The sequence below is a fragment of the Pseudomonas sp. NY15364 genome (assembly GCF_048068235.1).
Lineage (GTDB): Bacteria > Pseudomonadota > Gammaproteobacteria > Pseudomonadales > Pseudomonadaceae > Aquipseudomonas > Aquipseudomonas mendocina_D.
The window spans coordinates 37,314-63,196 of record NZ_JBLUPX010000014.1; the positions used below are offsets into that span (position 1 = coordinate 37,314).

The 25,883-nt window shown below is 62.6% G+C and carries 27 protein-coding genes, 1 other RNA gene and 1 pseudogene; 11 read left to right on the forward strand and 18 right to left on the reverse strand.

Annotated features, from left to right (window positions below):
• Nucleotides 1-7: 7 nt before the first annotated feature.
• Nucleotides 8-1,297: an NAD(P)/FAD-dependent oxidoreductase gene (locus ACNFCJ_RS13600; protein ID WP_416771862.1), complete on the reverse strand. Its 1,290-nt coding sequence runs from the start codon at nucleotides 1,295-1,297 to the stop codon at nucleotides 8-10.
• A 78-nt stretch (nucleotides 1,298-1,375) separates the two neighbouring features.
• Nucleotides 1,376-1,675 (reverse strand): putative quinol monooxygenase, encoded by a 300-nt coding sequence (locus tag ACNFCJ_RS13605; protein ID WP_416771864.1) that lies wholly within the window; start codon nucleotides 1,673-1,675, stop codon nucleotides 1,376-1,378.
• A gap of 495 nt (nucleotides 1,676-2,170) precedes the next feature.
• On the opposite strand from ACNFCJ_RS13605, the gene ACNFCJ_RS13610 reads away from it, so the two are divergent.
• Nucleotides 2,171-3,118, forward strand: a complete 948-nt coding sequence (locus ACNFCJ_RS13610) for an AraC family transcriptional regulator N-terminal domain-containing protein (RefSeq protein WP_416771865.1) — start codon at nucleotides 2,171-2,173, stop codon at nucleotides 3,116-3,118.
• Between the two features lie 88 nt (nucleotides 3,119-3,206).
• On the opposite strand, the gene ACNFCJ_RS13615 is transcribed toward ACNFCJ_RS13610, so the two are convergent.
• The 5 genes from ACNFCJ_RS13615 to dnaX all read right to left on the reverse strand — a co-directional run bounded on the left by ACNFCJ_RS13615 (nucleotide 3,207) and on the right by dnaX (nucleotide 8,241).
• A complete protein-coding gene (locus ACNFCJ_RS13615) occupies nucleotides 3,207-4,355 on the reverse strand; it encodes an acyl-CoA dehydrogenase family protein (RefSeq protein WP_416771867.1) in 1,149 nt (382 codons plus the stop codon).
• 66 nt (nucleotides 4,356-4,421) lie between these two features.
• Complete coding sequence (locus ACNFCJ_RS13620) at nucleotides 4,422-5,000, reverse strand: DUF4157 domain-containing protein (protein WP_416771869.1); 579 nt, start codon at nucleotides 4,998-5,000, stop codon at nucleotides 4,422-4,424.
• Nucleotides 5,001-5,030: 30 nt separating this feature from the next.
• Nucleotides 5,031-5,630: a recombination mediator RecR gene (gene recR / locus ACNFCJ_RS13625; RefSeq protein ID WP_099525506.1), complete on the reverse strand. Its 600-nt coding sequence runs from the start codon at nucleotides 5,628-5,630 to the stop codon at nucleotides 5,031-5,033.
• Between the two features lie 212 nt (nucleotides 5,631-5,842).
• Entirely contained in the window at nucleotides 5,843-6,169 is a 327-nt protein-coding gene (locus tag ACNFCJ_RS13630) for a YbaB/EbfC family nucleoid-associated protein (protein ID WP_074940389.1), read from the reverse strand.
• Between the two features lie 23 nt (nucleotides 6,170-6,192).
• Nucleotides 6,193-8,241 carry a DNA polymerase III subunit gamma/tau gene (gene dnaX / locus ACNFCJ_RS13635; protein ID WP_416771872.1) on the reverse strand — a complete coding sequence of 683 codons (2,049 nt, stop codon included), beginning with the start codon at nucleotides 8,239-8,241 and terminating at the stop codon, nucleotides 6,193-6,195.
• Between the two features lie 464 nt (nucleotides 8,242-8,705).
• Here dnaX and ACNFCJ_RS13640 point away from each other — a divergent pair, with 464 nt between their 5' ends.
• Together ACNFCJ_RS13640 and ACNFCJ_RS13645 are read left to right on the forward strand one after the other, a co-directional pair.
• Nucleotides 8,706-8,927 (forward strand): hypothetical protein, encoded by a 222-nt coding sequence (locus ACNFCJ_RS13640; RefSeq protein ID WP_099525504.1) that lies wholly within the window; start codon nucleotides 8,706-8,708, stop codon nucleotides 8,925-8,927.
• 53 nt (nucleotides 8,928-8,980) lie between these two features.
• Nucleotides 8,981-9,268 carry a DUF3509 domain-containing protein gene (locus ACNFCJ_RS13645; protein ID WP_099525503.1) on the forward strand — a complete coding sequence of 96 codons (288 nt, stop codon included), beginning with the start codon at nucleotides 8,981-8,983 and terminating at the stop codon, nucleotides 9,266-9,268.
• Nucleotides 9,269-9,388: 120 nt separating this feature from the next.
• Here ACNFCJ_RS13645 and ffs read toward each other — a convergent pair.
• The 3 genes and pseudogenes from ffs to ACNFCJ_RS13660 all read right to left on the reverse strand — a co-directional run.
• Nucleotides 9,389-9,485, reverse strand: an RNA gene (ffs, locus tag ACNFCJ_RS13650) — signal recognition particle sRNA small type.
• A 104-nt stretch (nucleotides 9,486-9,589) separates the two neighbouring features.
• The gene (locus tag ACNFCJ_RS13655; RefSeq protein WP_372858128.1) at nucleotides 9,590-10,294 is read right to left on the reverse strand and encodes a methyl-accepting chemotaxis protein; all 705 of its coding nucleotides are present in this window, start codon (nucleotides 10,292-10,294) and stop codon (nucleotides 9,590-9,592) included.
• A gap of 153 nt (nucleotides 10,295-10,447) precedes the next feature.
• Nucleotides 10,448-11,224: pseudogene (locus ACNFCJ_RS13660) on the reverse strand (MCP four helix bundle domain-containing protein); the annotation flags it as partial.
• A 196-nt stretch (nucleotides 11,225-11,420) separates the two neighbouring features.
• Here ACNFCJ_RS13660 and ACNFCJ_RS13665 point away from each other — a divergent pair.
• A complete protein-coding gene (locus ACNFCJ_RS13665) occupies nucleotides 11,421-13,013 on the forward strand; it encodes an esterase/lipase family protein (protein ID WP_416771874.1) in 1,593 nt (530 codons plus the stop codon).
• A gap of 136 nt (nucleotides 13,014-13,149) precedes the next feature.
• Nucleotides 13,150-13,428: an HU family DNA-binding protein gene (locus ACNFCJ_RS13670; RefSeq protein WP_013715180.1), complete on the forward strand. Its 279-nt coding sequence runs from the start codon at nucleotides 13,150-13,152 to the stop codon at nucleotides 13,426-13,428.
• Between the two features lie 65 nt (nucleotides 13,429-13,493).
• On the opposite strand, the gene ACNFCJ_RS13675 is transcribed toward ACNFCJ_RS13670, so the two are convergent.
• The 5 genes from ACNFCJ_RS13675 to ACNFCJ_RS13695 form a co-directional block, all read right to left on the reverse strand.
• Nucleotides 13,494-14,003, reverse strand: coding sequence for a cupredoxin domain-containing protein (locus tag ACNFCJ_RS13675; RefSeq protein WP_416771877.1), 510 nt, complete (start codon nucleotides 14,001-14,003; stop codon nucleotides 13,494-13,496).
• Nucleotides 14,004-14,101: 98 nt separating this feature from the next.
• The gene (locus tag ACNFCJ_RS13680) at nucleotides 14,102-14,464 is read right to left on the reverse strand and encodes a hypothetical protein (RefSeq protein ID WP_416771878.1); all 363 of its coding nucleotides are present in this window, start codon (nucleotides 14,462-14,464) and stop codon (nucleotides 14,102-14,104) included.
• A gap of 70 nt (nucleotides 14,465-14,534) precedes the next feature.
• The gene (locus ACNFCJ_RS13685) at nucleotides 14,535-14,693 is read right to left on the reverse strand and encodes a hypothetical protein (protein ID WP_416771880.1); all 159 of its coding nucleotides are present in this window, start codon (nucleotides 14,691-14,693) and stop codon (nucleotides 14,535-14,537) included.
• 55 nt (nucleotides 14,694-14,748) lie between these two features.
• Nucleotides 14,749-15,351: a glutathione S-transferase family protein gene (locus tag ACNFCJ_RS13690; RefSeq protein WP_416771881.1), complete on the reverse strand. Its 603-nt coding sequence runs from the start codon at nucleotides 15,349-15,351 to the stop codon at nucleotides 14,749-14,751.
• A 48-nt stretch (nucleotides 15,352-15,399) separates the two neighbouring features.
• The gene (locus tag ACNFCJ_RS13695; RefSeq protein ID WP_416771882.1) at nucleotides 15,400-16,566 is read right to left on the reverse strand and encodes a PLP-dependent aminotransferase family protein; all 1,167 of its coding nucleotides are present in this window, start codon (nucleotides 16,564-16,566) and stop codon (nucleotides 15,400-15,402) included.
• 83 nt (nucleotides 16,567-16,649) lie between these two features.
• Here ACNFCJ_RS13695 and ACNFCJ_RS13700 point away from each other — a divergent pair, with 83 nt between their 5' ends.
• The 4 genes from ACNFCJ_RS13700 to ACNFCJ_RS13715 all read left to right on the forward strand — a co-directional run bounded on the left by ACNFCJ_RS13700 (nucleotide 16,650) and on the right by ACNFCJ_RS13715 (nucleotide 21,328).
• Entirely contained in the window at nucleotides 16,650-17,171 is a 522-nt protein-coding gene (locus ACNFCJ_RS13700; RefSeq protein WP_143506321.1) for a MarR family winged helix-turn-helix transcriptional regulator, read from the forward strand.
• 187 nt (nucleotides 17,172-17,358) lie between these two features.
• Nucleotides 17,359-17,883: an RNA polymerase sigma factor gene (locus ACNFCJ_RS13705; RefSeq protein WP_416771883.1), complete on the forward strand. Its 525-nt coding sequence runs from the start codon at nucleotides 17,359-17,361 to the stop codon at nucleotides 17,881-17,883.
• Complete coding sequence (locus tag ACNFCJ_RS13710; RefSeq protein WP_416771885.1) at nucleotides 17,880-18,839, forward strand: FecR domain-containing protein; 960 nt, start codon at nucleotides 17,880-17,882, stop codon at nucleotides 18,837-18,839. Before ACNFCJ_RS13705 ends, ACNFCJ_RS13710 begins: the two co-directional genes overlap by 4 nt.
• An 80-nt stretch (nucleotides 18,840-18,919) precedes the next feature.
• A complete protein-coding gene (locus ACNFCJ_RS13715; RefSeq protein ID WP_416771887.1) occupies nucleotides 18,920-21,328 on the forward strand; it encodes a TonB-dependent siderophore receptor in 2,409 nt (802 codons plus the stop codon).
• 54 nt (nucleotides 21,329-21,382) lie between these two features.
• Here ACNFCJ_RS13715 and ACNFCJ_RS13720 read toward each other — a convergent pair whose 3' ends face one another.
• A complete protein-coding gene (locus tag ACNFCJ_RS13720; protein WP_416771889.1) occupies nucleotides 21,383-22,030 on the reverse strand; it encodes a hypothetical protein in 648 nt (215 codons plus the stop codon).
• 140 nt (nucleotides 22,031-22,170) lie between these two features.
• Here ACNFCJ_RS13720 and ACNFCJ_RS13725 point away from each other — a divergent pair, with 140 nt between their 5' ends.
• Nucleotides 22,171-22,782 (forward strand): LysE family translocator, encoded by a 612-nt coding sequence (locus ACNFCJ_RS13725; protein ID WP_416771890.1) that lies wholly within the window; start codon nucleotides 22,171-22,173, stop codon nucleotides 22,780-22,782.
• A complete protein-coding gene (locus ACNFCJ_RS13730; protein WP_099525472.1) occupies nucleotides 22,782-23,972 on the forward strand; it encodes a benzoate/H(+) symporter BenE family transporter in 1,191 nt (396 codons plus the stop codon). The genes ACNFCJ_RS13725 and ACNFCJ_RS13730 overlap by 1 nt, the downstream gene beginning before the upstream one ends.
• A gap of 87 nt (nucleotides 23,973-24,059) precedes the next feature.
• Here the strand turns inward: ACNFCJ_RS13730 and ACNFCJ_RS13735 are convergent, their stop codons facing one another.
• Nucleotides 24,060-24,956 (reverse strand): bile acid:sodium symporter family protein, encoded by an 897-nt coding sequence (locus ACNFCJ_RS13735; protein WP_416771892.1) that lies wholly within the window; start codon nucleotides 24,954-24,956, stop codon nucleotides 24,060-24,062.
• Between the two features lie 112 nt (nucleotides 24,957-25,068).
• Entirely contained in the window at nucleotides 25,069-25,830 is a 762-nt protein-coding gene (locus tag ACNFCJ_RS13740; protein WP_416771894.1) for an SDR family oxidoreductase, read from the reverse strand.
• Between the last annotated feature and the right edge of the window lie 53 nt (nucleotides 25,831-25,883).

Here is a 25,883-nt window from a genome sequence, read left to right on the forward strand (position 1 = left end):
GTCCATTTCAGAAGCTGTCTCTTAGTCGGTACCAGGCCTTGCCAATGGCCTCGAGCGGCGCCGTCAGGCGCTCGCCAAATGGAAATGCGGGGTTGCGCAGTCGCTGGTACAGGGCCAGCTCATCGTCATGGCCGAGGATCGCGTCGCTGACCGCTCGCGCAGCCGCCAGCGTCGGCAAGACGCCATGTCCGGAGAAACCCTGCAGCCAGTAACAGCCGTTCTCACCACCGATATCCGGCGTGCGTGCTCGGGTGATGTCGATATGCCCGCCCCATGCAAAATCGATGGCCACGCCTGACAACTGCGGGAATACACGCTCGAGGAATGGCCGCGTGGCAGCAGCCATGTCCTTTGGCAAGCCGCCGAGGTATGTGCAGCCCCCGCCGAACAGCAGGCGGTGATCCGGCGTACGGCGGAAGTAATCGACGACGAACTGGTTGTCGGTGACGCAGGTGTTGCGCGGCAGCAATGCCTCGACGCGCTCTGCGCCCAACGGCTCGGTGGCGATCTGGTAGGTGCCGACCGGCAGGATGCGCCGAGCCAGACGCGGCTCCAGATCGTCGATATAGGTGTTGCAGGCCAGAACCAGTTGATCGGCCTGCACGCTGCCCTGCTCGGTACGCACGTGGTAGCCGTCGCCCTGCTTATCCTGACTCAGCGCACGGCTCTGCTCGAATATCTGCCCGCCGGCGCGAACGAAGGCCGCGGCCAGACCCAGTGCCAGCTTGAGCGGGTTGAGGTGGCCGGCTTCTGGGTCATACAGACCTGCCTGATAACGCTCACTGGCGACCCATTGCGGCATCTGCTCACGAGAGACGAACTGCAGCGCGCGGTGCCCCCACTTATAGGCGGCCTCTTCCTGCCATTCATGCAGCAGCGCCACGCGGCGCGGCAGCACCGCCGTCCACAGATGGCCACGGCGGTAGTCGCAGTCGAAGCCATGGCGCTGGGGCAGTGCACGCAGCTCACGGGCGGCCCAGCTCATGCCGTCCCAAAGACGTCGCGCACGCTCGATACCAAGCGCATTTTCCAGCGGCGGCATATCGCAGGACCAGCCGAGAATCGCCTGTCCACCGTTACGCCCGGAGGCGGCCCAGGCCACGCGACTGGCCTCGAGCAGAATGACCTTGCGCCCCGCTTCGGTCAGGCGCAAGGCGGTGTGCAAGCCACTGAAGCCGGCGCCGACCACCAGCACATCACACTGCAAGTCACCCTGCAGGGTCGGATAGCGCTTCAGCCGATCCTGACAGCTCTGCGCGTAGTAGCTGTCGACGTGCTCACTGGCGTGGCGAAACATAGATGACTCATGAAATTTTTAATAATTAATTTCATGAAAATCTATAGAGATAAATTCACAAAGGCAAGTCTGAGCGACTCAGGCGACCTGCTGCTGTAACTCCATGCCGCATTCGAGCTGAGTGAACAGCCCTTCGTCTATCGCCTGCGCCACTACCCGGCGCAGGCCTTCGCTACCGAGGAAAGCGTCACGTGCCGCAGCTGAGCGCCACTGCCCTTCTACCGACCAGGTTAGTGGATCATTGTGCAGAGGAAATACGCGCAGGCGTTCGCAGCCCGGCATATCTCGGCCAACCTCGTGCAACCGCGCCAGGCACTGACCCAACCGAGTCGAACGGCCATGACGGGCACAAAAGGTCATACGATGAATGATGCTCATGGCAACCTCCTGGAACTGAATCAATACAGACCGGCAGCGTTTCGCAGCAAAACATGGGGCGCTGCGCCTGGTTCGGCAGAAGCCGCTCCGCCAACGGCTCTTGAGTCGAGCCAGGCCGTGGCGAGCAACAACAGGGGCAATGGCGCGATCAACCATTTACTCGGCATGCTCGCTCCTTTCGTGACGGATGTGGGCACCACTTAGCGGGGGACATGGCTACTGCAGGTGTTTGAGCCGGCACAGAGGCGCGACGCGCTGACGACAAAGATCAGGCAGATGGTCATCCCAGCGTTAGTCGATTACTGGCAGATTCTTGCCTAAACCTGCATTGACTGGATCACTGCCAGGCAGCCGAATCGTCATGCGATAAACCTAGAAATACTCTGTATACCTGGTCATTTGCCCATTACCGGCAAATATTTGCCTAATCCTGCCGCCCCTCATGACTTGCCTGAAAAACCTGGCTAGGCTTCGCTGACTTTCCGGAGGCGCGCCATGCAGTCACCCATTCACACCGCCACAACGCTCGACACTCCCCTTGCCGAACTCAGCCATGAAATGGCACGCCTGGTCGATCGCTTCGTTCCCGAGGACGGCCTGCACCTCACTGCTATTCCAGGGTTGAAACTGGCGCGCGCCACCACGCCGAGCCTGCCGATGCAGACGGTTTACGATCCGTGCCTGTGCATCATCGCCCAGGGCCGCAAGGAGATACGCCTGGGTGACGAGCTCTACGTCTATGATCCACTGAATTATCTGGTGGCCTCAGTGGTTCTACCGGTGACCGGACGGGTCATCGAGGCCAGCCCCGAGGCGCCCTACCTGAGTATCGCACTGGAGATCGATCCGGCACTGATCAGCAGCCTGCTCACCGAGATGCCGCCGATTCCGGCGCCCGATGCTGCCTCACAGCGCGCACTGTTTCTGGACCGTCTCGACCCACGCTTGCTGGATGCGGTGATCCGCCTGCTGCGCCTGCTGGAAACCCCGCGCGACATCGCCATGCTGGCGCCACTGGCACTGCGCGAGATTTTCTACCGCATGCTGCACAGCCCGCAGGGCCATCGCCTGCATGAGGTAGTGATCGCCGATAGCCAGAGCCAACGCATCTCCCGAGCCATCGAATGGCTACGCAAGAACTTCGACCAGCCGCTGCGCATCGAGGAGCTGGCTCGCGAAGTCAATCTGAGCCCATCGACACTGCACCATCGCTTCAAGGCCGTCACCGCCTTCAGCCCGCTGCAGTACCAAAAACAACTGCGCCTGCAGGAGGCTCGCCGGTTGATGCTCTGTGACAACCTCGAAGCTGCTGCGGCCAGTTATCGCGTCGGCTACGAAAGCCCATCACAGTTCAGCCGCGAATACAGCCGCCTGTTCGGTGCGCCACCGCAACGCGATATCGCGCGCCTGCGCCAGGCAGCGCAGAGCCAGGCAGCATCCTGATCATTTGCTTCCGTGGGAGGCGCTTTAGCGGCGAGCTTTTTCGTCTCATTTAGGCTGATCGCGGCTGAAGGCCCTCCCACACCAGCAGCTACAAACCCATCTGCTTCGAAATGATCTCGTTCATGATCTCCCGCGTGCCGCCGCCGATGGAGAGAATGCGGTTGTCGCGGTACAGGCGCTCGACCAGGCTTTCGCGCATATAACCCATACCGCCCATGATCTGCACCGCATCGTAGGTCAGGCGGTCGGCGATATCCGTGGCGAAGTTCTTGGCCATGGAAATCTCCTTGATCACGCTTCTGCCAGCCGCCATCTGTGCGGCCTGGCGGTAGGTGAACTCACGCGATACTTCCAGCTGGGTCGCCATCTCGGCCAGACGGTGCTTGAGCACCTGGAACTTGCCCACCGGTTTGCCGAACGCCTGACGCTCGCGCGCCCATTTCATCGACTCTTCGAGTGCCAGTTGCGCGGTCATGTTGGCCATGATTGCCAGGCTCAGGCGCTCGCTCTGGAAGTTGGCCATGATGCAGGCGAAGCCGGCGTTCTCCACACCAATCAGGTTCTCCACCGGCACCTTGCAATCGTCGAAGAACAGCTCGGCAGTGTCGGACGCCCACCAACCCATCTTCTTCAGCTTGCGCCCGACGGTGAAACCCGGCGTACCCTTCTCCACCAGCAACAGGCTGACGCCGCCAAAGCCCTCGCCACCGGTACGCACCGCGACCGTGTAGTAATCGGCACGCACACCACTGGTGATGAAGGTCTTGCCGCCATTGATGCGGTAGTGGTCGCCGTCACGCACGGCACGGGTTTTGAGATTGGCCACATCGGAGCCACCAGAAGGCTCGGTAACCGCCAGCGCCATGATCTTCTCGCCAGCCAGCACCTGCGGCACCACACGCTCGCGCACGGCGGGCTTGGCCCATTTGACGATGGGCGGCAAACCGATATCCAGCGAACCCAGCCCGGCCACCAGCCCGCCCGAGCCACTGCGCATCAACTCCTCGCTGGCCGCGACCTTGGCGAACACATCGCCCTCGTGACTGCCGCCGAACTGCTCCGGGTAGCCGATACCGAGAATGCCTGCGGCGCCGGCCTTAAGGTACAGCTCGCGGGGGAATTCCTCGGCCTCCTCCCACTCGTCGATATTCGGCAGGATCTCGCGCTCGACGAAACGCCGAACGGAATCACGAACCAGTTGGTGGGATTCATCGAAATACGACAAAGGGGCGGCCATGCGGGTACTCCCGTTATTGTTTTGGCCACCCTAACCTAGCGCTTGCTTGGTTTTCAAGCGAGCGTTTCATTTCTGCTCGCGCAGCGCCTTCCTCACCCGCTCGCCCATTTCGTAGGCCGGCCCTTCCACCGCCTGGAAATTACGGGTGTAGCGCTGGGCGAAACCATCAGTGCCCCACTCGCGGTACTGCTGCACATGCCATAACTCATGCGCCCACAGCACAGCATCCTCTGCGGCGGCATCGCTGCTGCGAAACACCACCACGTCGACCAGCGTCACAGCCTGTACATCGGGGTTCTGCAGCATGACGGTGGCAGCGTCCATCTCGTCGGTGATACCGACGCGATAACGCACTTCATCGAGCAACGCATCGTCGTAGAACGGCGCGAGCTGCGCGCGAATCATCAAAGGGATGGGCTCGGTACCGGCCCGCAGAGCCGCCTGGCGGGACTGCAGCAACCACGCTTCAAGCCTGACTGCTGCCAGGTTCAGGCCGTCCTCACGCATACGCACGGGATCCGGCACGCACAGACAGGAGCTGCCCAGGCACACCTGTACCTGCCCGGTCGGGCATTGAGCTTGCGCGGCCAGGGGCGCTGCAAGCAGGAACAACAGGGCAATACGGCGCAGAGTGTCGGTGATCACGGGCACTCCGAATCGAGAGGGTTTGACGTTTTACAGACTGATCGGGCGCCGACCAGCCAAGGCATGGGCCAGGGTGCCGCCATCGACCAGTTCGAGCTCACCGCCCAGCGGCATACCATGGGCGATACGCGAGGCGATCAGGCCTTTACCGGCAAGGATCTGGGCGATGTAGTGCGCCGTGGCCTCGCCTTCTACCGTCGGATTGGTGGCCAGGATCACTTCGCTGAAAGCACCGGCATCGATGCGCTCCAGCAGCGCTGGAATCCCGATGGCTTCCGGGCCCAGGCCATCGAGCGGCGACAGGTGCCCCTTGAGCACGAAGTAGCGACCGCGAAAGCCGGTCTGCTCCACTGCATGCACGTCCATCGGACCTTCCACCACACACAGCAGGCTGTCGTCACGCCGCTCGTCCAGGCACAGCTGGCAGACCTCATCCTCGCTCAGGCTGCGGCAGCGCTTGCAATGCCCCACGCCTTCCATCGCCGCATTCAACGCCTGCGCCAGACGCTGACCGCCACTGCGATCACGCTCGAGCAGCTGCAGCGCCATACGCTGCGCAGTCTTCTGGCCGACGCCGGGCAGGATGCGCAGAGAATCGATCAACTGGCGAATCAGAGGGCTGAAGCTCATGGAAGTCCTGCAAAAGTTGGCGGGCAATGATCTGGTGGGCTAAAGCCCACCCTACGAACTGCACACGCGAGCAACACAAGTAAGAGTGGCGATCAGGCGGCGTACAGGGCAAGGCGCCGGCGGACGAGGAACAGCAGTGTGCTGGAGCACATGAGGATTCCGAGTTCGCCGGCAACGCCGCCATGTGCGTCGACTGGACGGCGCGTAGCCTGTCAGAAGGGCATTTTGAAGCCGGGGGGAAGCTGCATCCCTGCCGTCATGCCGGACATCTTGTCCTGGCTGTTCTGCTCGACCTTGCGCACCGCATCGTTGACGGCAGCGGCGATCAGGTCTTCGAGCACTTCCTTGTCTTCCTGCATCAGGCTGTCATCCAGGGTGATGCGCTTGACGTCGTGACGACCGGTCATCACCACGCTGACCAGACCGGCGCCGGACTGGCCGGTGACTTCGGCGTTGGCCAGCTCTTCCTGCATCTTCTGCATTTTTTCCTGCATTTGCTGAGCCTGTTTCATCAGGCCTGCCATGCCACCTTTCATCATGTCGGTATCCTCGGTGTTCAGAATTAACTGGGGGTATCGATTGGTTCGATGCTGTCGTCGCGCACTTTGGCGGCGAACTGCTGAATCATTTGCTGCACCAGCGGGTCGGCATGGATCGAGGCCTCGGCGCTGCGCTGGCGATCGGCACGGCGACGAGCAGCGGCCTGTGCCGGTGTCTCCTGCTCGGGCTTGCACAGCTCGATGCGCAGTTTGATGCTGCGTCCCTGCTGCTGGTTCAGCGCATCATTGAGACGGCGCTGCTGGGTCGGGTTGAACAGCGCGCTGTGCGCAGGGTCCAGGTGCAGCAGCCAGTCATCACCATTGGCTTCGATCAGGGTGCAGTTGGCGGCGATGCTGCCAGTCATGCCGCCCAGGCCGAGCTGCGGGAACAGTGACAGCCACTCCGCCGCCAACCCCGTAGCCGGCTTGGCGGCCGGCAACGGCTCCTCGACCACGGAAGCCGCGGTTTCGGCCTGGCCAAAATCGTAATCGAGGGTTTCGGCGTCCATTTCGACATAGTCGTAGTCGCCAAGCGGCGGCTCGTCGTCGGCGCCATCGGTTTCCACCACGGGCTGCGCAGCCTCGCTGTGCTCCGGCGTGGCAGTCGCGGTCACTTGCGGGACTTCAGGCTCGACAACAGTCACCTCAGGCGCGGCTGACGCGACGGTCTGAACGGCGTCGGCCACGGGCGCAACGGGTGCGGCCGTTTCCCAGGGCACATCGACGGCGGCAGGCGCAGCGGGCTCAGGCTCAGGCTCAGGCTCAGGGGCGACGATAGCGGTCGCTGCAACCGGAGGCACAACCTCGGGGTCCGGCTCACTCACTGCAGGCTCAACGACAGGCGCCGATGCGACAGCTGGAGCAGGCGAAGAAAGCACAGGAACAGGAGCCGGCATAGCGGTGCCGGCCACTGGATTTTGTTGGGAATCAGCAGTGGCCTGGCTGATCCCCAAGGGCTTTAGCGTGACCTTGGGCGCATCGTCAGCGCCCCCCGGACGGAAGGCCAGCATGCGCAGCAGCACCATCTCGAAGCCACCGCGCGGTTCCGGGGCCAGGGGTAGATCGCGACGACCGATCAACCCCATCTGGTAGTAGAACTGCACATCTTCGGCCGGCAAGGCCTGGGCCAGTTGCAGCACGCGCTCGCGGTCGCCCTGGCCATTGTCCACTGCATCGGGCAGCGCCTGGGCGATGGCAACGCGGTGCAGGACGTTGAGCATTTCCGACAGCACGCCATTCCAGTCCGGCCCCTGCTCAGCGAGATGGCGCACCGCCTCGATCAGCGCACGTGCATCCCCCTCGATCAGAGCGTGCAGCACGCCGTAGACCTGGCCGTGATCGAGCGTGCCGAGCATGGCGCGCACATCAGCCGCCAGCACCTTGCCTTCACCAAAGGCAATGGCCTGGTCGGTCAGGCTCATGGCGTCGCGCATCGAACCGTCGGCAGCCCGGCCGAGCAGCCACAGGGCGTCGTCCTCGAACGGCACGTTCTCGGCAGTCAGTACATGGGTCAGATGCTCGACCACGCGCTCCGGTGGCATGTTCTTCAGCGAGAACTGCAGGCAGCGTGACAGCACGGTGACCGGCAACTTCTGCGGATCGGTGGTGGCGAGGAGGAATTTGACGTGGGGTGGCGGCTCCTCCAGGGTCTTCAACAGGGCGTTGAAGGAACTGGTGGAGAGCATGTGCACTTCGTCGATCAGGTAGACCTTGAAGCGTCCTCGGCTTGGCGAGTACTGCACGTTGTCGAGCAACTCGCGGGTGTCTTCGACCTTGGTGCGGCTGGCGGCGTCCACTTCGATCAGGTCGACGAAGCGGCCTTCATCGATCTCCCTGCACACCGAGCAGGTGCCGCAAGGGGTAGAGCTGATGCCGGTTTCGCAGTTCAGGCACTTGGCGATGATCCGCGCAATGGTGGTCTTGCCCACACCACGGGTACCGGTGAACAGGTAGGCATGGTGCAGGCGCTGGCTGTCCAAGGCATTGATCAGGGCTTTGAGCACATGCGTCTGGCCGACCATTTCGCGGAACGAGCGCGGACGCCATTTACGTGCAAGAACCTGATAACTCATGGAAAACCGTCACAAGAGGAAAGCAAAAGTGGGCTAATCCTAGCGGAGCAACCGGCAAATTGCATCCGCCACCCGCATGTGTGGAGCTGCATCACCCTGACTTGAGAAATAGTGCTGGTTATTTCTTGCACAACGCATTATCATCCGCGCCGTTCGTACCACGCTGTAAGTCATTAAGGCCTTTGCGCCCCCTCGCTGGTTTCCCGGTTCAACGCCTAGCGCATCTCTGCGCTGCCGCCCTCCCCGATCCCACCTGCTGACTGATCAGGCCGACTCGCCGTTTATCGGTGCAGTTCCTCTGCCTGCCTCCGACGTACCGACCACGCCGAAGAACCGTAACAATGGAACTTTATCGTGCTAATCAAGCTCCGATCGGTTGACATGCTATGGCCGCTTTTTGGCCAACAACATGGAGCTACACCACGCGCAACGAAGCGCACATGCTTTAAGGAATACCTAGAAAAATGAATGCTCAACATCAAATTCAGAAAGCCATCAGCACCCTGACTCACGCCTTCGCGCCGTTCGATTGCCGTATCCAGGCAACGCGCAAGGGCAGCTTCAGCTTTACCCTGGTCGACAAGACCGGTATCGCCCAGTACAGCCAGCGTCTGTACCCTGGCCAGTACAACGACGAGTCGCTGCAACAGGTGATCGAACGCACCCGGCAGTCGCTCACTGCCTGAACCAAGTCATCATCCTGAGGTCGAAGGTGACCAACCTCAGGATGGAGTAGGACATGGAACTCACCAACCAACAGCTCGTCGATCACCTGTTCAATCCGCTGCGCGCCAGCTTCAGCTCGCCGCGCCCGGACGGCAGTATCATCCTCGCCCTGCTCGACGAGAGCGACAGCACCGTCTACAGCCGCGTCCTGGCCAAGCCACAGGTCACCGATCAGGATGCCTTCGCCCAGAGCCTGGAAGAAATTCGCCTGGAACTGGCCGTACGCGCCGGTAATATCCCAGCCGATCTGCGCAAGACACTCAAGGAACAGGACAGCGTGTTGAATTACCGCATCGCCTGAACCTGCAAACAGCCAAAAGCCTGCGCCCAAAGCGCGGGCTTTTTATTGCGCACAGCAAAAACGTTCAGATAGACACTGAGGATATTTAGATAGGGGGAGGCTTGGAAAACTGGAGGTGGACCCTACCAGCCACACCCCGGCACACAATGTTCCCGCTGTGGCTGCTCCCTTCCGGGCCTGACCAGGTTAACGGGTAATCGTTGCGAGGGGACCGGCAGGGCCACCATAACGCTGCCCGCCATTGCGACGGGCCGCGCCATTGTAACGGCTAAACGTAAACTTACAACTGCTTCAAACACTTAGATACGCGAGACACTGACGTCACACGCGGAAACGCCCCACCAATTGCGCCAGGCCATGAGACAGATCGGACAAGTGCTGGCTGGCCCGCGAGCTCTGCTCGGAGGTTTGCGCCGCCTCGTTGGACAGGTCGCGAATATCGCTGATGTTGCGGGCGATTTCTTCGGTGACGCTACTTTGCTCCTCGCAGGCAGTGGCGATCTGCGCCGCCATGTCGTTGATGCGCTGCACCGAATCACCGGTGACGCTCAGCGCCTGATCCACACCAGCGGCCTGCTCCACACTCTGCCGCGCGCGGGTACTGCCCGAATGTGTGGCCTTGACTGCGTTCTGCACACCAGCCTGCAGACGCTCGATCATTTGCTGGATGTCCTTGGTCGACTCCTGAGTACGCGCGGCCAGCGCCCGTACCTCATCGGCGACCACGGCGAAACCACGGCCTTGCTCGCCGGCCCGCGCCGCCTCGATGGCTGCGTTGAGTGCCAGCAGGTTGGTCTGTTCGGCGATGCCCTTGATCACCGCCAACACCGCGCCGATGTTGGCGGTTTCCTGCTCCAGGGTCTGGATGGTGTCGGAGGCGCTTTCCACTTCCTGAGCCAGCTGACGGATCGAATGGATGGTCGCCCCCACCACCTGGGCACCCTCGCGCGACTGTTGCTCGGCATTGCGCGCTGCATCGGCAGCGCTCTGCGCGTTGCGCGCCACTTCATGCACCGCCACGCTCATTTCGGTGGCCGCAGTGCTGACCTGATCCACCGCCGCGTGCTCGCTGCTGATCAGCCGGTCATTGGCAACCGCCAGGCCAGCCAGGCTTTTGGCCGAATCGGCGACTTCGTCAGTGACGCGGCCGACTTCCTTGATCAAGGGTTGCAGCTTGTCGAGGAAGCGGTTGAAGGCATGGCTGAGCTGGCCCAGTTCGTCCTTGGACAGCACGTCCAGACGCACGCGCAGATCGCCGTCACCATCGGCGATCTGTTCGATACGATGCAGCAGGTTGTGCAGCGGACGGGTCACCAACAGCGGGAAGCCCACTACCAGCACCAGGCACACCAGCAGGCCGATGGCGATGATCAGCCCTTGCTGCCAGGCTAGAGACTCGCCACGGGCGATGGCTTCGGTGCCCACCGCATTGGCCGCGTTGTCCTCAAGCTCGCCGAGCTTGTCGATGGCACTGCGCGCCTCTTCGAATTGCGCCTCGCTGTCGGCGAAGCTCAACCGGCTGGCTGCATTGGGATCGCTGTTGACCAGCTCCAGCACGCGCAACGAGGTCGCCTTCCAGCGTTCGAAACCACGGTCGAAATCGGCCACCAGAGCCAGCGCTTCGCTGCCTGGCTGCATCGCGGCGAACTTGTGCACGCGGTCATAGGCCTGCTGCAGGTTCTCGGTATGCGAGGCGCGCAACTGCGCGGCATGCGAACCGGAGTCTTCGTCGAGCAGGCTGCGCTCGGCGACGAAGGCCTGGTACAGGTCCCGGTCGGCATTGAGCAGCAGGCTGATGGCAGGCAGATGGCGATTGGTCAGCGTGGTACTGGATTCAGCGACCTGAGTGATGCCACGTACACCCAAGGCGCCCATCGTTACCAGCAAGGCGGCCAGCAACAGAATCGGCAGGGCAATCTTCCAACGGAACCCCAGATCGGTGAATGCGCGCAGCATGATGGCACTCCAGCATTAGGCAGGTCTCAGTAGCTTAGTCGAACCTTGCCAAGTCGCCGTCTGGCCGCGCAAAAATCCGGAAAACCTCTAGCGCTGAGCTAACCTTCTTCACAACCACCCGCGCCACTCGTCGCATCCCGCAGTTCGGCCATGATGAGCATTCCCGAGGCACGCGCACGCCACCTCAGGAGCAACCATGGCCAATTCACATAGCCCCTTCCATCCGATCATCTACGTGCGTGGCTACGCCATGACCCCGGGAGAGATCGACCAGACCAGTGCCGACCCGTTCTGCGGCTTCAACCTCGGTTCCACCGTCTACCGTGCGGTAGCGGAAAAGACCCGCCAGCCACGCAAATTTGTCTTCGAGTCGCCGGTGATCCGCCTGGCCTCGGAGTTCGACTATCAGGACGTGTACGAAGACGGCTACGACATTCTTGACCCGGAATGGGCCGCCAACCCGGACAACCGTCTGGGCAGCCGTTCGATCATCATCTATCGCTACTACGACGAAGCCTCCCGGCTGCTGGGTATCGGCAGCACACCGAGCCTGGAGGTGTTCGCCAGCAAGCTTGGCGAGCTGATTCTCAAGGTGCGCGAGCTGGTGTGCGCCAACCCGAAGAACGCCATCACCAAGACCGACTTCCGTTGCTACCTGGTGGCCCATTCGATGGGTGGCCTGGTGTGCCGAGGCCTGCTGCAAAACCCCAAGCTGGATCCAGGTGGCGCGGCCAAACTGGTGGACAAGGTTTTTACCTACGCCACGCCACACAATGGTATCGACCTGCTCGACATCAACCCGCCAAGCTGGCTGAGCCTGAGCGACATCAGCAACTTCAACCGCCAGCGCCTGGCGACTTTTCTCGATCTGGAAGCAGCCTACAAGCTCACCGAGCGCGTCGACTGGCTACCCGAGGCACGTTTCCCGTCGAAGCGCTTCTTCTGCATGGTTGGCACCAACCGCATGGACTACGAAGCCGGTCTCGGCCTGTCGCGTACCTTCGCAGGCCACGGTAGCGACGGCCTGGTGCGCATCGACAACGCGACCCTCGGCGGCGTGGATGCTCGCAACAAACCGACAGCGCCCTGCGCCAAAGCCTTTACCTATCGAGCGCATTCCGGCTACTTCGGCATCGTCAACAGCGAGGAGGCTTACCAGAATCTCACCCGTTTTCTATTCGGCGATGTGCGTGTAGACATCTGGGCCGAAGTCGACGCCATCAGCCTGCCCAAGGAGCTGCGCAAAGCGGCAAGCCAGGGACAATCAGTCAACGCCTTGTACCAGTTCGAAGTACTTGCCGCCCCTCGCGGCAAGCTCTGGTACCTGAGCCGGCGCACCGCCGAGGAGGACTCGGTGGCCTGTCTCGCCCATCAGCACTGGCTCAAGGCACCGCAGGAGAACGGCAAGCTGTACCTCGGCAGCCTGTTTCTCGCTGACCGGGCGCGCGTGAACAGCAGGCGCAAGGGGCTGGCCTATACCTTGACCTTCAACGTTCGCGTGCCGGACTACGAGGTGGAGCGCAAGCTGTGGGTCAACCAGCACTTCGAGGGGAGCTATCTGTTCCGCAACAGCCTGATGCTGGAAATAACCCCACCCGGCGCCGACAGTGACTGGCAAGTGAGTCACGCCTGGCAGAATGAGGGAGTACACAGCGCCGACCGCAAACTCGATGGCAACCTTCAGAAGGATGGAAGCCTGGAGATCGAAGTGCCGTTTGACAGTGCCAGTGAACCCGGTATCAGCGGCCGACTGCGTTTTTTGGTCGCACGCTGGAACCACCAGGACTGATGCGACACTAAGCCCTATCGGTAAAGTCTGTCAGGCGCTGCCGAGCCATCCCTTTTGTGCTAGCTTTCCCACGTTTTCGGCTGTGCGGCTTCATGTCTGCCAAGCCGAACCTCTCACCTGCAAACGGAGTTACATCATGGCAATCACCAAAGACCAACTGATCAGCGACCTGGCCGAGGCCGTTTCCCTGCCCAAAGCCACTGTCCGCACCCTGATCGATCAGCTGGGCGAAATTGTCGGCGACGCGCTGGAAAACGACGGTGAGATCACCCTGCCGGGTATCGGCAAGCTGAAGGTGAGCGAGCGCCCGGCCCGTACTGGCCGTAACCCGCAGACCGGCAAGAGCATCGAAATCGCTGCCAAGAAAGTGGTCAAGCTGGTGCCTGCCAAGGCCCTGACCGACGCTCTGAACTGATTCAGAGTGCGGCCGCGATCCCCCTCTGGATCGCGGCCTTCCCCTACCCTTCCCGCCTTAGTTGGTTAGTTAGCCAGCACCTCGATGCTGCCGCGCATACCGGCCTGGTAATGCCCGGCGATCAGACAGGCGAACTCGAATTCGCCGGCTCGGTTGAACGTCCAGATCATCTCGCCCTGCGCCTCGGCCGCAACATGCGCCATGTACGCCTCACCATGCGCCATGCCCGGCGCCCTGAGCATTTCGGCGGCATGTTCATCCAGCGTCTGCCGCGTCCCTAGCACGAACTCGTGCAACAGCTTGCCATCGTTGTGATGGACGAAGCGGATGGTCTCGCCCTGCCTGATCTGCAATTTCTCCGGGGTGAAACGCATGCTGTCGCCCATGCGAATCTCCACCGTGCGGTCGACCTTGTCGGCCTGCCCTGCGATGCCCCAGGGTTTCTGTGCTGGCCCGTGATCCATCATCTGCATGTCGCCATGCCCGGCGTGACTGTCTTCATGGGCCTGCGCCTGCAGTGCAGGCAACAGCGCAGCGAGAAGCAGGGCCGGCAAGGGGCTGATACGTCGCTTCATCTGTGCATCTCCAATCGTTGGTAACGTTCACGCGCAAGAGCGCGCGCGGCGTGCCGGCTGTTGCAGCCGGCCTGAGGCCGTGGTTGAAAGGTGTTCGATCAGGAGAAAGTCGGACGGGGTGGGCGCTCGGGCGTATCCGCCACTATGGACACCAGACGCGGGCTCAGCGCCTGAGGTGGCTCGGCACGCCGCGCCTCAGCGGCCTGGACGAAGGGCTGGGTGAACACCACCGCACTGACGCAGAACGTGCAGAGGCTGCAGGAGGCGGCTTTCGCCGGGTGATGCTGACCGTCGGCCGCTGGCTTGATCGCAGCATGCCGCTGACCATGCTCGGGCATCACATGCACGGTGGCGCTACGGTGCACCTGCTGGCAAAGCTGCATGCCGAACGCGGCCATCGCCTGCATCGGCAAGGCCAGCATCAGGAGGCAGACTAGAGCGGTACGCAGCCGTTCGCGCATGGGTAGGTCAGTTACCAGTTGGATTGCAGGCGTCGATTATCCACCTCGAGTGGCGATCCTCCAAGCCCGTTCACAAGCTCAGGTGGCCGCCGTACAGCCCATACCCGGCCGGTAGCGCCGTCACCAGCACCGCAGCAAAGATCAGCCACTCGTATCCACTGAACAGCAACTGCCCCACCACCGGAGCTCTCAGCGATCCTAACCCCAGTCTGCGATTTCCATTCGACATGGCAGCCCCCTCGCAGGACTACCGCCAAGCTCTAGTCGAGGCTTGCCCAGGCAGCTCAGCCGCACATGGTCACGTGGCGCGGATGACTGGCGACACGCTCGAGCCAGGCGCGGACCGCCGGGAAGGCCTCGAGACTGAAACCGCCTTCGTCGGCCACATGGGTGTAGGCATACAGCGCGATATCGGCGATGGAATACTGCTCACCGACCAGATAAGGCGTGCGCTCGAGTTGTTTCTCCATCACCTTCAGGGCCTTGTAACCGAGCTTCAGGCAGCGCGCGTGCTCCTCGCGGCGCTCTTCGGGCATCCCCTGGTAAAGCTGGATGAACCGCGCCACCGCGACATACGGCTCGTGACTGTATTGCTCGAAGAACTGCCACTGCAGCACCTGGGTGCGCAAGCGCGGTTCGGTCGGCAGGAACTCGCTGCCATCGGCGAGGAAGTTGAGGATGGCGTTGGACTCCCACAAGCAGGTGCCGTCGTCCAGTTCCAGCACAGGAATCTTGCCGTTGGGGTTCTTGACCAGAAAGGCTTCGCTCTGCGTATCGCCCTTGAGGATATCGACTTCAATCCACTGGTACTCCTTGCCCAGCAGATGCAGCATCAGCTTGACCTTGTAGCAGTTGCCCGAACGGTAATCGCCGTAGACCTTGAACATCGCGTTGCTCTCCCTATCAATCCTCGCGGCAAGCTCGCCGCCTCAAAATCAAACCGCTGCTGCGCCCTGCGCATCACGAATCACCGCCGCCAACCGGCGCAGCCCTTCGCCCAGGCGCTCCGGCGCCACGTGGCTGAAGTTCAGTCGCAGGTGGCCTGGGTTGGCATCCGGGTCGATGAAGAACGGCTCGCCCGGCATGAAGGCGACGTTCTGCGCCAGCGCCGCATCGAGCAGCGTGCGGGTATCGAGCGGCTGCTTCAGGGTCAGCCAGAAGAACAGACCGCCCTGCGGAATTTCCCAATCGGCCAGGTCGCCGAAATGCTCCAGCAACTGCGCCTGCATGGCGTCACGGCGAATACGGTAGAAATCACGCAACTCGGCCAGGTGACCGCGGTACTGATCGCTGCCCAACCACTGTAGCGCCTGCCACTGACCGATGCGGTTGGTGTGCAGATCGGCCGACTGCTTCAGGCGCAGCAGATGCGGATACAGGTCCTTGGTGGCGATCAGATAACCGACACGCAAGCCCGGCAGCAGCGTCTTGGACACGGTACCGGTGTAGATCCAGCTGGCCTGTTTCAGACGGCTGACGATGGGCGTGGCGCTGCCGGCATCGAACACCAGCTCGCGGTACGGCTCGTCCTCGATCAGGGTCACGCCGAACTCGTCGAGCAGGGCCGCCACGGCTTCACGCTTGGCTTCGCTGTAACGGGTGCCGGACGGGTTCTGGAAAGTCGGGATCAGGTAGGCGAAAGCCGGCTTGTGGTTCTCCAGGCGTTGACGCAACCTCTCCAGCTCAGGACCGTCAGCCTCCTGCGGCACGCTGATGCAGTCGGCGCCGAACAGCTGGAAAGCCTGCAGGGCCGCCAGGTAGGTCGGCGCTTCGAGCAGCACTTCGGTGCCCGGATCGATGAACAGCTTGGAGGCCAGGTCCAGTGTCTGCTGCGAGCCGCTGACGATCAGCACCTGGCTGGCATCGCAAGGCACGCCCAGCGCCCGCGCCTCGGCAGCGATGGCCTCACGCAGGGCTGGCTCGCCTTCGCTCATACCGTACTGACCCATGCTCGCCGGCATCTCGGCCCAGTCCACCTTTGGCAGCATCGGTTCGGCCGGCAGACCGCCAGCGAACGACATCACTTCCGGACGCTGCGCCGCGGCAAGAATTTCACGAATCAGGGAGCTTTTCAGGCGGGCGATGCGTTCGGAGAAGGCCATGGAATGTCCTGGGGTGCAAAAGTTATTGGAATTAAGTCAAACTGCTTGACCGAAACTACGCCTCCAACCAGAGATACGTCAATATGACTGACCTAAAAAATTTCTCCGAGAAATTTTTGACGTCGCCCGCCGAGGGCACGCAGGCCGGCCGTCACGGCGCGCAGCTGATCAAGAACGGCGCAGCTCAGCAGGCCGCCATGGAGGCTTTCTTCTTCGGCTATCAGGCTTTCACCGCCAAGCCGGACGAAATGCTGGCCAAGCGCGGGTTGTCACGCGTGCACCACCGCATCCTGTTCTTCATCGCCAAGTACCCGGGCCTGAACATGACCGAGCTGCTGGGTTACCTTGGGGTGAGCAAACAGGCGCTGAACATGCCGTTGCGCCAGTTGATCGAGATGGACCTGGTGCAGAGCGAAGCTGCCGCGGACGACAAGCGCAAGCGTGTACTGGGTTTCACTGCCGAGGGTGCCAAGCTGGAACAGGCCCTGCGCCGCGAGCAGGCGCGCCTGCTGCAACGCGTATTCGGCGAAATGGGCGAAGAGGCCGTGCAAGGCTGGCTGGCCGTCAATCACGCCCTGGCACGCAGCCGCCAGGAACGCACCTGAGCATCGTCGTCACGCCCCCGTAGCTCGCGAACCCTCTTGTTCGCGAGCAGAGCTCGCTCCTACCGATTCAGCCTGCCTTTCCATCCCCCCGCACCACCGGTCATGCCACGCCAACGCGTGATTGCACCCTGACACGACCTCTGCAATCATATGCGAATAATTATCACCTTAACTTAGATCTCGCGAGGTGCGCGTGTCGGTTCAGGACTCCAGCAACCAACAGCTGGTCGGTCTGCTTTATCGCGATCACCGTGATTGGCTGTTCGGCTGGCTGCGCAAAAGCCTGAATTGCGCGCAGCGCGCCGAAGACCTGAGCCAGGACACCTTCGTCCGCCTGCTCAGTCGCGCTGACCTGCATAGCCCACGCGAACCCAGAGCCCTGCTCACCACCATCGCCAAGGGATTGCTGGTCGACCAGTTCCGCCGCAACGCGCTGGAGCGCGCCTACCTGGAAGCGCTCGCGCAGGCTCCTGAAGCGGTGCAACCCAGCCCGGAAGAACAGACCCTGGCATTGGAGCAACTGGCCGAGATCGACCGCCTGCTCGGCCAACTGTCGAGCAAGGCACGCGCAGCGTTCCTCTATAACCGCCTGGATGGCCTAGGCCACGCCGAGATCGCCGAGCGGCTTGGCGTGTCGCCGTCCCGCGTGCGTCAGTACCTCGCCCAGGGCCTGCGCCAGTGCTACGTCGCGCTGTACGGAGCGCCGCAATGAGCCAGGTCTCGGCTCGCGTGCTCGATGAGGCCATCGCCTGGCAGCTGTGTCTGGATTCGGGCGAAGCCAGCGAGCAGCAACGCCATGACTTCGCCGACTGGCTGGCCGCTCATCCGGAGCATGGTCTGGTCTGGCAACGCCTGGGCGGTATCGACCAGCAGCTTTCTGCCGCCAGCGCGCCGATGGCGCGACGCGCCCTGTTGCAAAGCAGCGCCAGCCGTCGCCGCAGCCTGCGCCGCCTTGGTGGTAGCGCCCTGGGTCTGCTTCTGGCCACGGGCATAACGCTGGTATTGCTGGCCCAGCAGCGCCCGCTGGGCGACTACCTCGCCGACTACCATACCGCCAGTGGAGAACAGCGCGACCTGCTGCTCGCCGACCGCAGCCAGGTACGCCTCAACAGCCGTAGTGCGCTGGATATCGAATTCGACGACAACGAACGCCGCCTGCACCTGCACAGCGGCGAAATTCTGATTCAGACCGCCAAGGGCGATACCCGCCCCTTCATCGTCTTGACGGAGCAGGGACGCTTGCGTGCGCTGGGTACGCGCTTTCTGGTACGGCGTGAAGGCGCCGCGACCGAGCTGATCGTGTTGCAGTCGGCAGTCGCCGCCAGGCCGCTGGCCGGTTCACAGGAACGCATTATCCACAGCGGCGAACAGGTGCGCATGGACAGCCAACACCTCAGCGCAAGCCACCCTGCCCCCATCGGTGCCGACGCCTGGAGCCGCGGCATGCTGGTGGCGGACAACCTGCCCCTGCAGCGCCTGATCGATAAGCTCGGCGAATACCGCAGCGGTTACCTGAGCCTCGATCCGAGCCTCGCCGATCTGCGCATCAGCGGCAGCTTCCCGTTGCACGACAGCGACAAGGCACTGGCCGCTGTAGCACTGAGCCTGCCGGTGCGCACCGAGCAACTGAGCCCCTGGTGGACCCGCGTGCTACCGGCGGAAAAATAATTTTTCCCGCCCCTGTCACTTTTACTTCCTGCTTCGGCAAAAGGGCATTGAGATACATTAACTCTTAGGAGACGTTCGCAATGTCCTTCCGCCCTGCCCCGTTCCGCCACACGCTGCTGGCCCTGACGATCGCCTTCGCCGGCCATGCCGGGCTGGCCCACGCCGAGGTCTATCAGCTGCCTGCCGGCCCCCTGGCGGCCACGCTCAATCAGATCGCCAGCCAGGCCGGCGTGACCCTGAGCATCGACCCGGCCCTGACCGCGGGCAAAAGCTCGGCACCGGTCAACGGCGACTACGAAGCCATCGAAGCCCTCAATCAAGCACTGCTTGGCACTGGCCTGCAGTTGCAAAGCGGCAATGGCGGCGCCTACAGCCTGGCCCCCGCCGCAGAAGCGGCAATGGCACTGCCGGACGTGACCGTGACCGCCAGCGAACAAGCCGCCGAGACCGCCTGGGGCCCAACCCGTGGTTACCTGGCCAACCGCACCGCGACCGGCACCAAGACCGACACGCCTCTGCTGGAAACCCCACGCTCGATCTCCGTCGCCACCCGCGAGCAGATGCAGGACCGCAAGGTGCAGAACCTCGATGACGCCGTGCGCTACATGCCGGGTGTCATCGCCAGCAGCTACGGCAGCGACAGCCGCGCCGACTGGATGAAGATCCGCGGCTTCGAACCGACCCAGATGCTCGACGGCCTGCCGCTGCCCAAGGGCAGTTACGCCATGCCCAAACTGGAGACCTGGAACCTGGAGCGCGTTGCCGTGCTCCGTGGGCCAGCCTCCTCGGTGTACGGCCAGACGCCGCCCGGCGGCCTGGTGGACGCCGTCAGCCGCCGCCCGCAGGCCGAAAGCAGCCATGAGGTACAGGTGCAGGTCGGCAACTACAACCACAAACAAATCAGCTTCGACAGCACTGGCAAGATCGATGACGATGGTCGTTTTCTCTACCGCTTCAGCGGCACCGGCCGTGACAGCGACACCGCCATCGAGCATATCGACGACCAGCGCTTTAACCTCGCGCCAAGCCTGACCTGGAATATTGCCGACACTACCAAGCTCACCTTCCTCGGTCAGTTCAACCGTGACGATACCGGCGCTACCAGCCAATTCCTGCCGCTGCAAGGCACCAAGCTAAGTACGCCGGCCGGCAAGGTCGACTTCCACAAGAACCTCGGCGACCCGGACTGGGAGTTCTACGACAAGACCTTCTACGCACTGGGCTACGCCTTCGAGCACCGCATCAACGACACCTGGCAATTCAACCAGAACCTGCGCTACAGCAAGCTCGAACTGGATAACCAGATCATCACGGCCGGGGGCTGGGCCACCGCCGTGGCTGACGACGGTACGGTCGCGCGCGGCGCCAACGTCTACGACGAGAACATCAGCCACTTTGCCGTGGACAACAATTTCCAGGCGGACTTCAACACTGGCGCCATCGGCCACACCCTGCTGCTGGGCCTCGACTACCTGCGCGTGGATACCGATTACCGCTGGCTGTACGGTTCTGCTCCCAGCAGCAACATCATTCGCCCGATCTACGGCCAGGATTTCAGCGGCGTCAGCTACACGGCTTACCAGGACTACAACCAGAAGCGTCGTAACACAGGCCTTTACCTTCAGGACCAAATGTCGCTGGACAACTGGCGCCTGACCCTCGGTGGCCGATGGGACCGTCTGGACACCGATTCGCTGTTCCACAACGCCAACGATGCCAAGGACAGCCGTCGCGACAGCCAATTCAGCGGCAATGCGGCGCTGAGCTACGTGTTCGACTCCGGTTTCACGCCCTACGTGTCCTACGCCGAATCCTTTCAGGCCGAAGCGGGCGGCAACGGCGGCGCGGCGTTCAAACCCAGCACCGGCAAGCAGTACGAACTAGGTATCAAGTATCAACCGCCGGGTAGCGACATGCTGTTCACCGCCGCCGTCTATGACCTCACGCGGCAGAACATCGTGACCACCAACATCGCTGGCGCCACCGAACCGGTCAGCGAGGTAGAAGTCCGCGGCCTGGAGCTGGAAGCCACCGGTAATATCACCGAGAACCTCAGCCTGACCGCCTCCTACAGCTACACCAACAGCAAGATGACCAAGGTCGGCGATCCACGCGACAAGAACCGCGCACTGCCACTGATCCCCGAGCATCAGGCCTCGATCTGGGCCGACTATGACTGGAGTCAGGGTGTGCTGGCGGGCTTCGGCGTCGGCTTTGGCGCCCGCTTCGTCGGTTCCACCGACAACATCTCTGTCGGTAGCATGGGCTTCGTACGTGATCCTTCCGACGGCCACAGCAGCGCCTATACCGTCTACGACGCGGCGGTGCGCTACGACCTTGGCCAGATCGACGCCAGCCTGCGTGGCGCCAGCGTGTCGCTCAACGCCAACAACCTGTTCGACAAGGAATACCTGGCCACCTGCGATGGCTTCTACTGCTATGCCGGCGACCCACGCAGGGTCACGGCCAGCCTCGACTACAAGTGGTGATCGGCTGAAAAACAGGAGCCGCCCAATGGGCGGCTCTTGTCGTTTTGGGCTTTGCTAACTCGCAGCCCCCTGCAACTCGGCAGCCCCTCTGAAGAACACCAGCCCCTGCGCCACGCAAACCGCCAGTGCCGGCACTATAGCCAGCGGCAAAAACAGCACACTGGCGAACATCACACCGCTGGCGATGGACAGCCAGGCCATGACCCTTAGAGAGGCGTACGCCAGCCTCACCTTGAGCAGGAGAATACCGAACCAGGTAATGCCGAACCCCATGAGTACCATCAGGCCCAGGTAGGTGATGGTCAGCACGCTAAGTGCCTTGAACAGATGATCCCCAACCATGAAGTCCATCACCCCGCTGACCAGGGCAAGAACAACGATGATCCAGACCGGCCAGCTCAGCCCCGGCGCAGCAAAACGCTGCTCGATGAAGCTCTTGAGGCGGATCAACAAGTAGTTGCCCAACAACATCAGCAACAGTCCCAGCCAGCGGGTATAGCGCTCGACCTCCTCCAGCTCTGCCTGGCCCAGCCAACTGCTAGCGAAAATGACGCCCAGCATCAGCGCACTGCCCAGTGCAGATATCAGCGCCAACCAGCCAAGCACCTGCAACTGACGCGCACTCCAGCCCGGGAGCTGCCGCACCGGCTGGTCATCGATCAGTTCGACCTGCGGGGCACTGTAGGGGTTGTCCGGCTGCATGAGGCTTTCTTGTCTGCAAAAGATCAAGGCTAACCATCCACGATGTGCTTGACCAGACTGTACGGTTCAACCCACCAGTGGCTGTACCGCGACGGCGTGGCGGCCGCGCAATAGGCTTTGCCAGTCACCGGAGAACGACCATGTCCACCGAACTGCTGCTCGCCTTCATCGCCTTCGCCTTCGTCACCTCGGTAACGCCAGGGCCCAACAACATGATGCTGCTCGCCTCCGGGGTGAACTTCGGCGTGCGCCGCAGCATTCCGCACATGCTCGGCATCAGCCTGGGCTTCATGCTGCTGGTGGCTGCCGTGGGCCTGGGGCTCGGCCAGGTGTTCCAGCGCCTGCCGGTGCTGCATGACGTACTGCGCTATGTCGGCGCCGCTTATCTCCTCTACTTGGCCTGGAAGATCGCCCATTCCGGCTCACCACAGAGCCGCGAGAACCCTGAAGCGAAGCCGTTCAGCTTCCTGCAGGCGGCGGCCTTTCAGTGGGTCAATCCCAAGGCGTGGATCATGGCCATTGGCGCCATTACCACCTATACCCCACAGGATGGTTTCTTCAGCAACGTACTACTCATCGCCGCGCTGTTTGCCTTGGTCAACTGCCCCAGCGTGGGATTGTGGACCATCGCCGGCAGCATGCTGCGCAAGTGGCTGGACAACCCGCGTGCGTTGCGCGCCTTCAATATCGGCATGGCGCTGCTGTTGGTCGCCTCGCTGTATCCCATCATCGTCGACACTGGAATGTTCTGATGCAAGACGCCGCCCCTACTCGTCTGCGCCCCCTGGCGGACACCTCTACCTCGGCCGTGGTCGCTGGCTTCATCGCCATGCTCACCGGCTACACCAGCTCCCTGGTGCTGATGTTCCAGGCCGGCCAGGCTGCCGGCCTAACCGCCGGGCAGATTTCCTCGTGGATCTGGGCGCTGTCCATCGGCATGGCGCTTTGCTGCATCGTGCTGTCGCTGCGTTATCGCGCGCCGGTGATGATCGCCTGGTCCACCCCCGGCGCTGCGCTGCTGATCACCAGCCTGCCGCAGGTGTCCTACGGTGAGGCCATTGGCGCCTACATCCTGGCCTCGGGGCTGATCGTGCTGATCGGCCTGACCGGCACCTTCGACCGCCTGATGCGCCGCATCCCCGGCTCCATCGCCGCCGCCCTGCTGGCCGGTGTGCTGTTCAAGATCGGCCTGGAAATCTGCGTGGCCGCCGAGCAGCAGCCCATCCTGGTGGTTGCCATGCTGCTCGCCTACCTGCTTGGCAAGCGCCTGTGGCCACGTTACTCGGTGCTCTCCGCGCTGATCGTCGGCAGCGTGCTGGCAGCGGTCTTCGGCCTGCTGGACTTCACGAACTTCCAGCTGCAGCTGGCCACGCCGGAATGGACCACACCGAGCTTCTCGCTGGCCGCCGCCATCAGCATCGGCATTCCGCTGTTCATCGTTGCCATGGCCTCGCAGAATCTGCCGGGCATGGCCGTGCTGCGCGCCAATGGCTATGACGTGCCAGCCTCGCCGCTGCTGACCAGCACCGGCCTGGTGTCGATCCTGATGGCGCCGTTCGGCAGTCACGGCATTCACATGGCCGCAATCAGCGCCGCCATCTGCGCCGGGCCGGAAGCCCATGAAGACCCGCGCAAGCGCTACACCGCGGCAGTCTGGTGCGGGGTGTTCTACGCCATCGCCGGCATTTTCGGCGCCACCCTGGCCTCGCTGTTCGCGGCGCTGCCGGCGGCGTTGATCCTCTCCATCGCCGCGCTGGCACTGTTCGCCTCGATCATCGGCGGCCTGACCCAGGCCATGAGCGAGCCCAACGAGCGCGAAGCGGCGCTGATCACCTTTCTGGTCACCGCCTCGGGCATGACCCTGGCCGGTGTCGGCTCGGCATTCTGGGGCATAGTCGCCGGCCTGCTGACGCTGGCCGTGCTGAACTGGGGCAAGCGCTAACTCCGATGCAATCCAGGTTACGAGCGGTAGCGTGCGCCGCGCGCACCACTGGATAACAGCGTGTTCAAGCGGTGCACACGGCGCACCCTACTGTTCAGCCACCGTTTCGTTAGCCAGCTCGGCGCCGTGCATACGGTTGACCCACAGCCCGAACAGCGCTGCAGTGACGAACATGATCAAGCTGTAGATGGCCGCCGGAATGGCCATGGTCGGGTTGTTCAGCAACGCCGGGCTGAGAGCCAGGGCGATGGCCAGGGTGCCATTGTGGATGCCGATCTCCATGGCGATGGCAATCGCCTGACGCAGATTGAGCTTGAGCAGGCGCGGCACGCAATAGCCCACCGCCATGCTCAGCAGGTTGAAGGCCAGCGCCGCACCGCCGACCGCAGGCGCGTAATCGACGAAAGTGCGCCAGTCCTTGGCCACCGCCAGCAGGATGATCAGCAGCAGGAACAGTGCCGAAACGATCTTCACCGGTTTCTGCATACGCTCGGCGAAGCCGGGGAAGCGACTGCGCAGCCACATGCCGATGGCCACCGGCCCGAGGACGATGACGAACACCTGCACCACCTTGGCGAACTGCAGCGGGATGGCCTGATCGGCGGACATGAAGTAGGCCAGCGACAGGTTGACGATCAGCGGCATGGTCAGAATCGCGATCACCGAATTGACCGCGGTGAGAGTGATGTTCAACGCCACGTCGCCATGGGCCAGGTGGCTGTAGAGGTTGGCGGTGGTGCCGCCCGGCGAGGCCGCCAGCAGCATCAGGCCAACGGCCAGCGCCGGCGCCAGGCCGAAGGCCTTGGCCAGGAAGAAGCACGCCAGCGGCAGCAACAGCAGCTGGCAAGCCAGGCCGATCAATACCGGTTTGGGAAAATTGGCCACGCGGGCGAAGTCGGCCAGGCTCAGTGACAGGCCAAGCCCGAGCATGATGATGCCCAGCGCAGCGGGAAGGAAAAACGTCAGCAAGGGATCGGCGGTCATTATTGTTATCGTTCCAGTTGAACCTGGCAGGATTGTGCTGAGTCAGGGCCACTGCTGGCAGTGGCCCTGCGAGCCAACCTTAGCCGACGTGCAGACGACCGGGCTAGAGCCTTTATATCGCCGTGGCGCCACCATCCACGGCCAACGCCTGGCCAGTGGTGAACGCGGCGTGGTCGCTGCACAGATAGAGCACGGCAGCCGCGATCTCCTCGACCTTGCCGATACGCCCGACCGGGTGCATGGCGGCGGCGAACTCGGCCTTCTTCGGATCAGCTTCGTAAGCACGGCGGAACATATCGGTGTCGATCACCGCTGGGCATACCGCGTTTACCCGCAGCTTCTTCTTGGCGTACTCGATCGCAGCGGATTTGGTCAGGCCGATCACTGCATGCTTGGAGGCGGCGTAGATGCTCATCTTCGGTGCGGCACCCAGGCCGGCGACCGAAGCGGTATTGACGATGGCGCCGCCTCCCTGGGCTAGCAGCAACGGGATCTGGTGCTTCATGCACAACCACACGCCCTTGACGTTGACGCCCATGATGGCGTCGAACTCGGCTTCGTTGCCGTCTGCCAGCTTGCCCTTTTCGATCTCGATGCCGGCATTGTTGAAGGCGTAATCCAGGCGGCCGTACTGCGCCACGGTGGCGTCCATCAGCGCCTTGACCTCGGCATCGCGGGTCACGTCGCAACGCACGAAGCAGGCCTCGCCACCGGCCGCACGAATCAGCTCGACGGTGCCTTCACCACCGCTCACGTCGACATCGGAAACCACCACCTTGAGCCCTTCGGCAGCGAAAGCCTGGGCGGTGGCACGGCCAATACCGGCGGCACCGCCGGTGACCAGGGCGACCTGGCCGGAGAACGTCATGCTCATGTCTGCTTCCTCGCAGCGATTCTTGTTGAATTGGCGAGGAGTCTAGCCAGGCG

What these genes read in the sequence shown, in the direction of transcription:
- ACNFCJ_RS13600 (WP_416771862.1), bottom strand. Translation starts at nt 1,297, where the DNA reads ATGTTTCGCCACGCCAGTGAGCACGTCGACAGCTACTACGCGCAGAGC.
- ACNFCJ_RS13605 (WP_416771864.1), bottom strand. Translation starts at nt 1,675, where the DNA reads ATGAGCATCATTCATCGTATGACCTTTTGTGCCCGTCATGGCCGTTCG.
- ACNFCJ_RS13610 (WP_416771865.1), top strand. Translation starts at nt 2,171, where the DNA reads ATGCAGTCACCCATTCACACCGCCACAACGCTCGACACTCCCCTTGCC.
- ACNFCJ_RS13615 (WP_416771867.1), bottom strand. Translation starts at nt 4,355, where the DNA reads ATGGCCGCCCCTTTGTCGTATTTCGATGAATCCCACCAACTGGTTCGT.
- recR (WP_099525506.1), bottom strand. Translation starts at nt 5,630, where the DNA reads ATGAGCTTCAGCCCTCTGATTCGCCAGTTGATCGATTCTCTGCGCATC.
- ACNFCJ_RS13630 (WP_074940389.1), bottom strand. Translation starts at nt 6,169, where the DNA reads ATGATGAAAGGTGGCATGGCAGGCCTGATGAAACAGGCTCAGCAAATG.
- dnaX (WP_416771872.1), bottom strand. Translation starts at nt 8,241, where the DNA reads ATGAGTTATCAGGTTCTTGCACGTAAATGGCGTCCGCGCTCGTTCCGC.
- ACNFCJ_RS13640 (WP_099525504.1), top strand. Translation starts at nt 8,706, where the DNA reads ATGAATGCTCAACATCAAATTCAGAAAGCCATCAGCACCCTGACTCAC.
- ACNFCJ_RS13645 (WP_099525503.1), top strand. Translation starts at nt 8,981, where the DNA reads ATGGAACTCACCAACCAACAGCTCGTCGATCACCTGTTCAATCCGCTG.
- ACNFCJ_RS13655 (WP_372858128.1), bottom strand. Translation starts at nt 10,294, where the DNA reads ATGAGCGTGGCGGTGCATGAAGTGGCGCGCAACGCGCAGAGCGCTGCC.
- ACNFCJ_RS13665 (WP_416771874.1), top strand. Translation starts at nt 11,421, where the DNA reads ATGGCCAATTCACATAGCCCCTTCCATCCGATCATCTACGTGCGTGGC.
- ACNFCJ_RS13670 (WP_013715180.1), top strand. Translation starts at nt 13,150, where the DNA reads ATGGCAATCACCAAAGACCAACTGATCAGCGACCTGGCCGAGGCCGTT.
- ACNFCJ_RS13675 (WP_416771877.1), bottom strand. Translation starts at nt 14,003, where the DNA reads ATGAAGCGACGTATCAGCCCCTTGCCGGCCCTGCTTCTCGCTGCGCTG.
- ACNFCJ_RS13680 (WP_416771878.1), bottom strand. Translation starts at nt 14,464, where the DNA reads ATGCGCGAACGGCTGCGTACCGCTCTAGTCTGCCTCCTGATGCTGGCC.
- ACNFCJ_RS13685 (WP_416771880.1), bottom strand. Translation starts at nt 14,693, where the DNA reads ATGTCGAATGGAAATCGCAGACTGGGGTTAGGATCGCTGAGAGCTCCG.
- ACNFCJ_RS13690 (WP_416771881.1), bottom strand. Translation starts at nt 15,351, where the DNA reads ATGTTCAAGGTCTACGGCGATTACCGTTCGGGCAACTGCTACAAGGTC.
- ACNFCJ_RS13695 (WP_416771882.1), bottom strand. Translation starts at nt 16,566, where the DNA reads ATGGCCTTCTCCGAACGCATCGCCCGCCTGAAAAGCTCCCTGATTCGT.
- ACNFCJ_RS13700 (WP_143506321.1), top strand. Translation starts at nt 16,650, where the DNA reads ATGACTGACCTAAAAAATTTCTCCGAGAAATTTTTGACGTCGCCCGCC.
- ACNFCJ_RS13710 (WP_416771885.1), top strand. Translation starts at nt 17,880, where the DNA reads ATGAGCCAGGTCTCGGCTCGCGTGCTCGATGAGGCCATCGCCTGGCAG.
- ACNFCJ_RS13715 (WP_416771887.1), top strand. Translation starts at nt 18,920, where the DNA reads ATGTCCTTCCGCCCTGCCCCGTTCCGCCACACGCTGCTGGCCCTGACG.
- ACNFCJ_RS13720 (WP_416771889.1), bottom strand. Translation starts at nt 22,030, where the DNA reads ATGCAGCCGGACAACCCCTACAGTGCCCCGCAGGTCGAACTGATCGAT.
- ACNFCJ_RS13725 (WP_416771890.1), top strand. Translation starts at nt 22,171, where the DNA reads ATGTCCACCGAACTGCTGCTCGCCTTCATCGCCTTCGCCTTCGTCACC.
- ACNFCJ_RS13730 (WP_099525472.1), top strand. Translation starts at nt 22,782, where the DNA reads ATGCAAGACGCCGCCCCTACTCGTCTGCGCCCCCTGGCGGACACCTCT.
- ACNFCJ_RS13735 (WP_416771892.1), bottom strand. Translation starts at nt 24,956, where the DNA reads ATGACCGCCGATCCCTTGCTGACGTTTTTCCTTCCCGCTGCGCTGGGC.
- ACNFCJ_RS13740 (WP_416771894.1), bottom strand. Translation starts at nt 25,830, where the DNA reads ATGAGCATGACGTTCTCCGGCCAGGTCGCCCTGGTCACCGGCGGTGCC.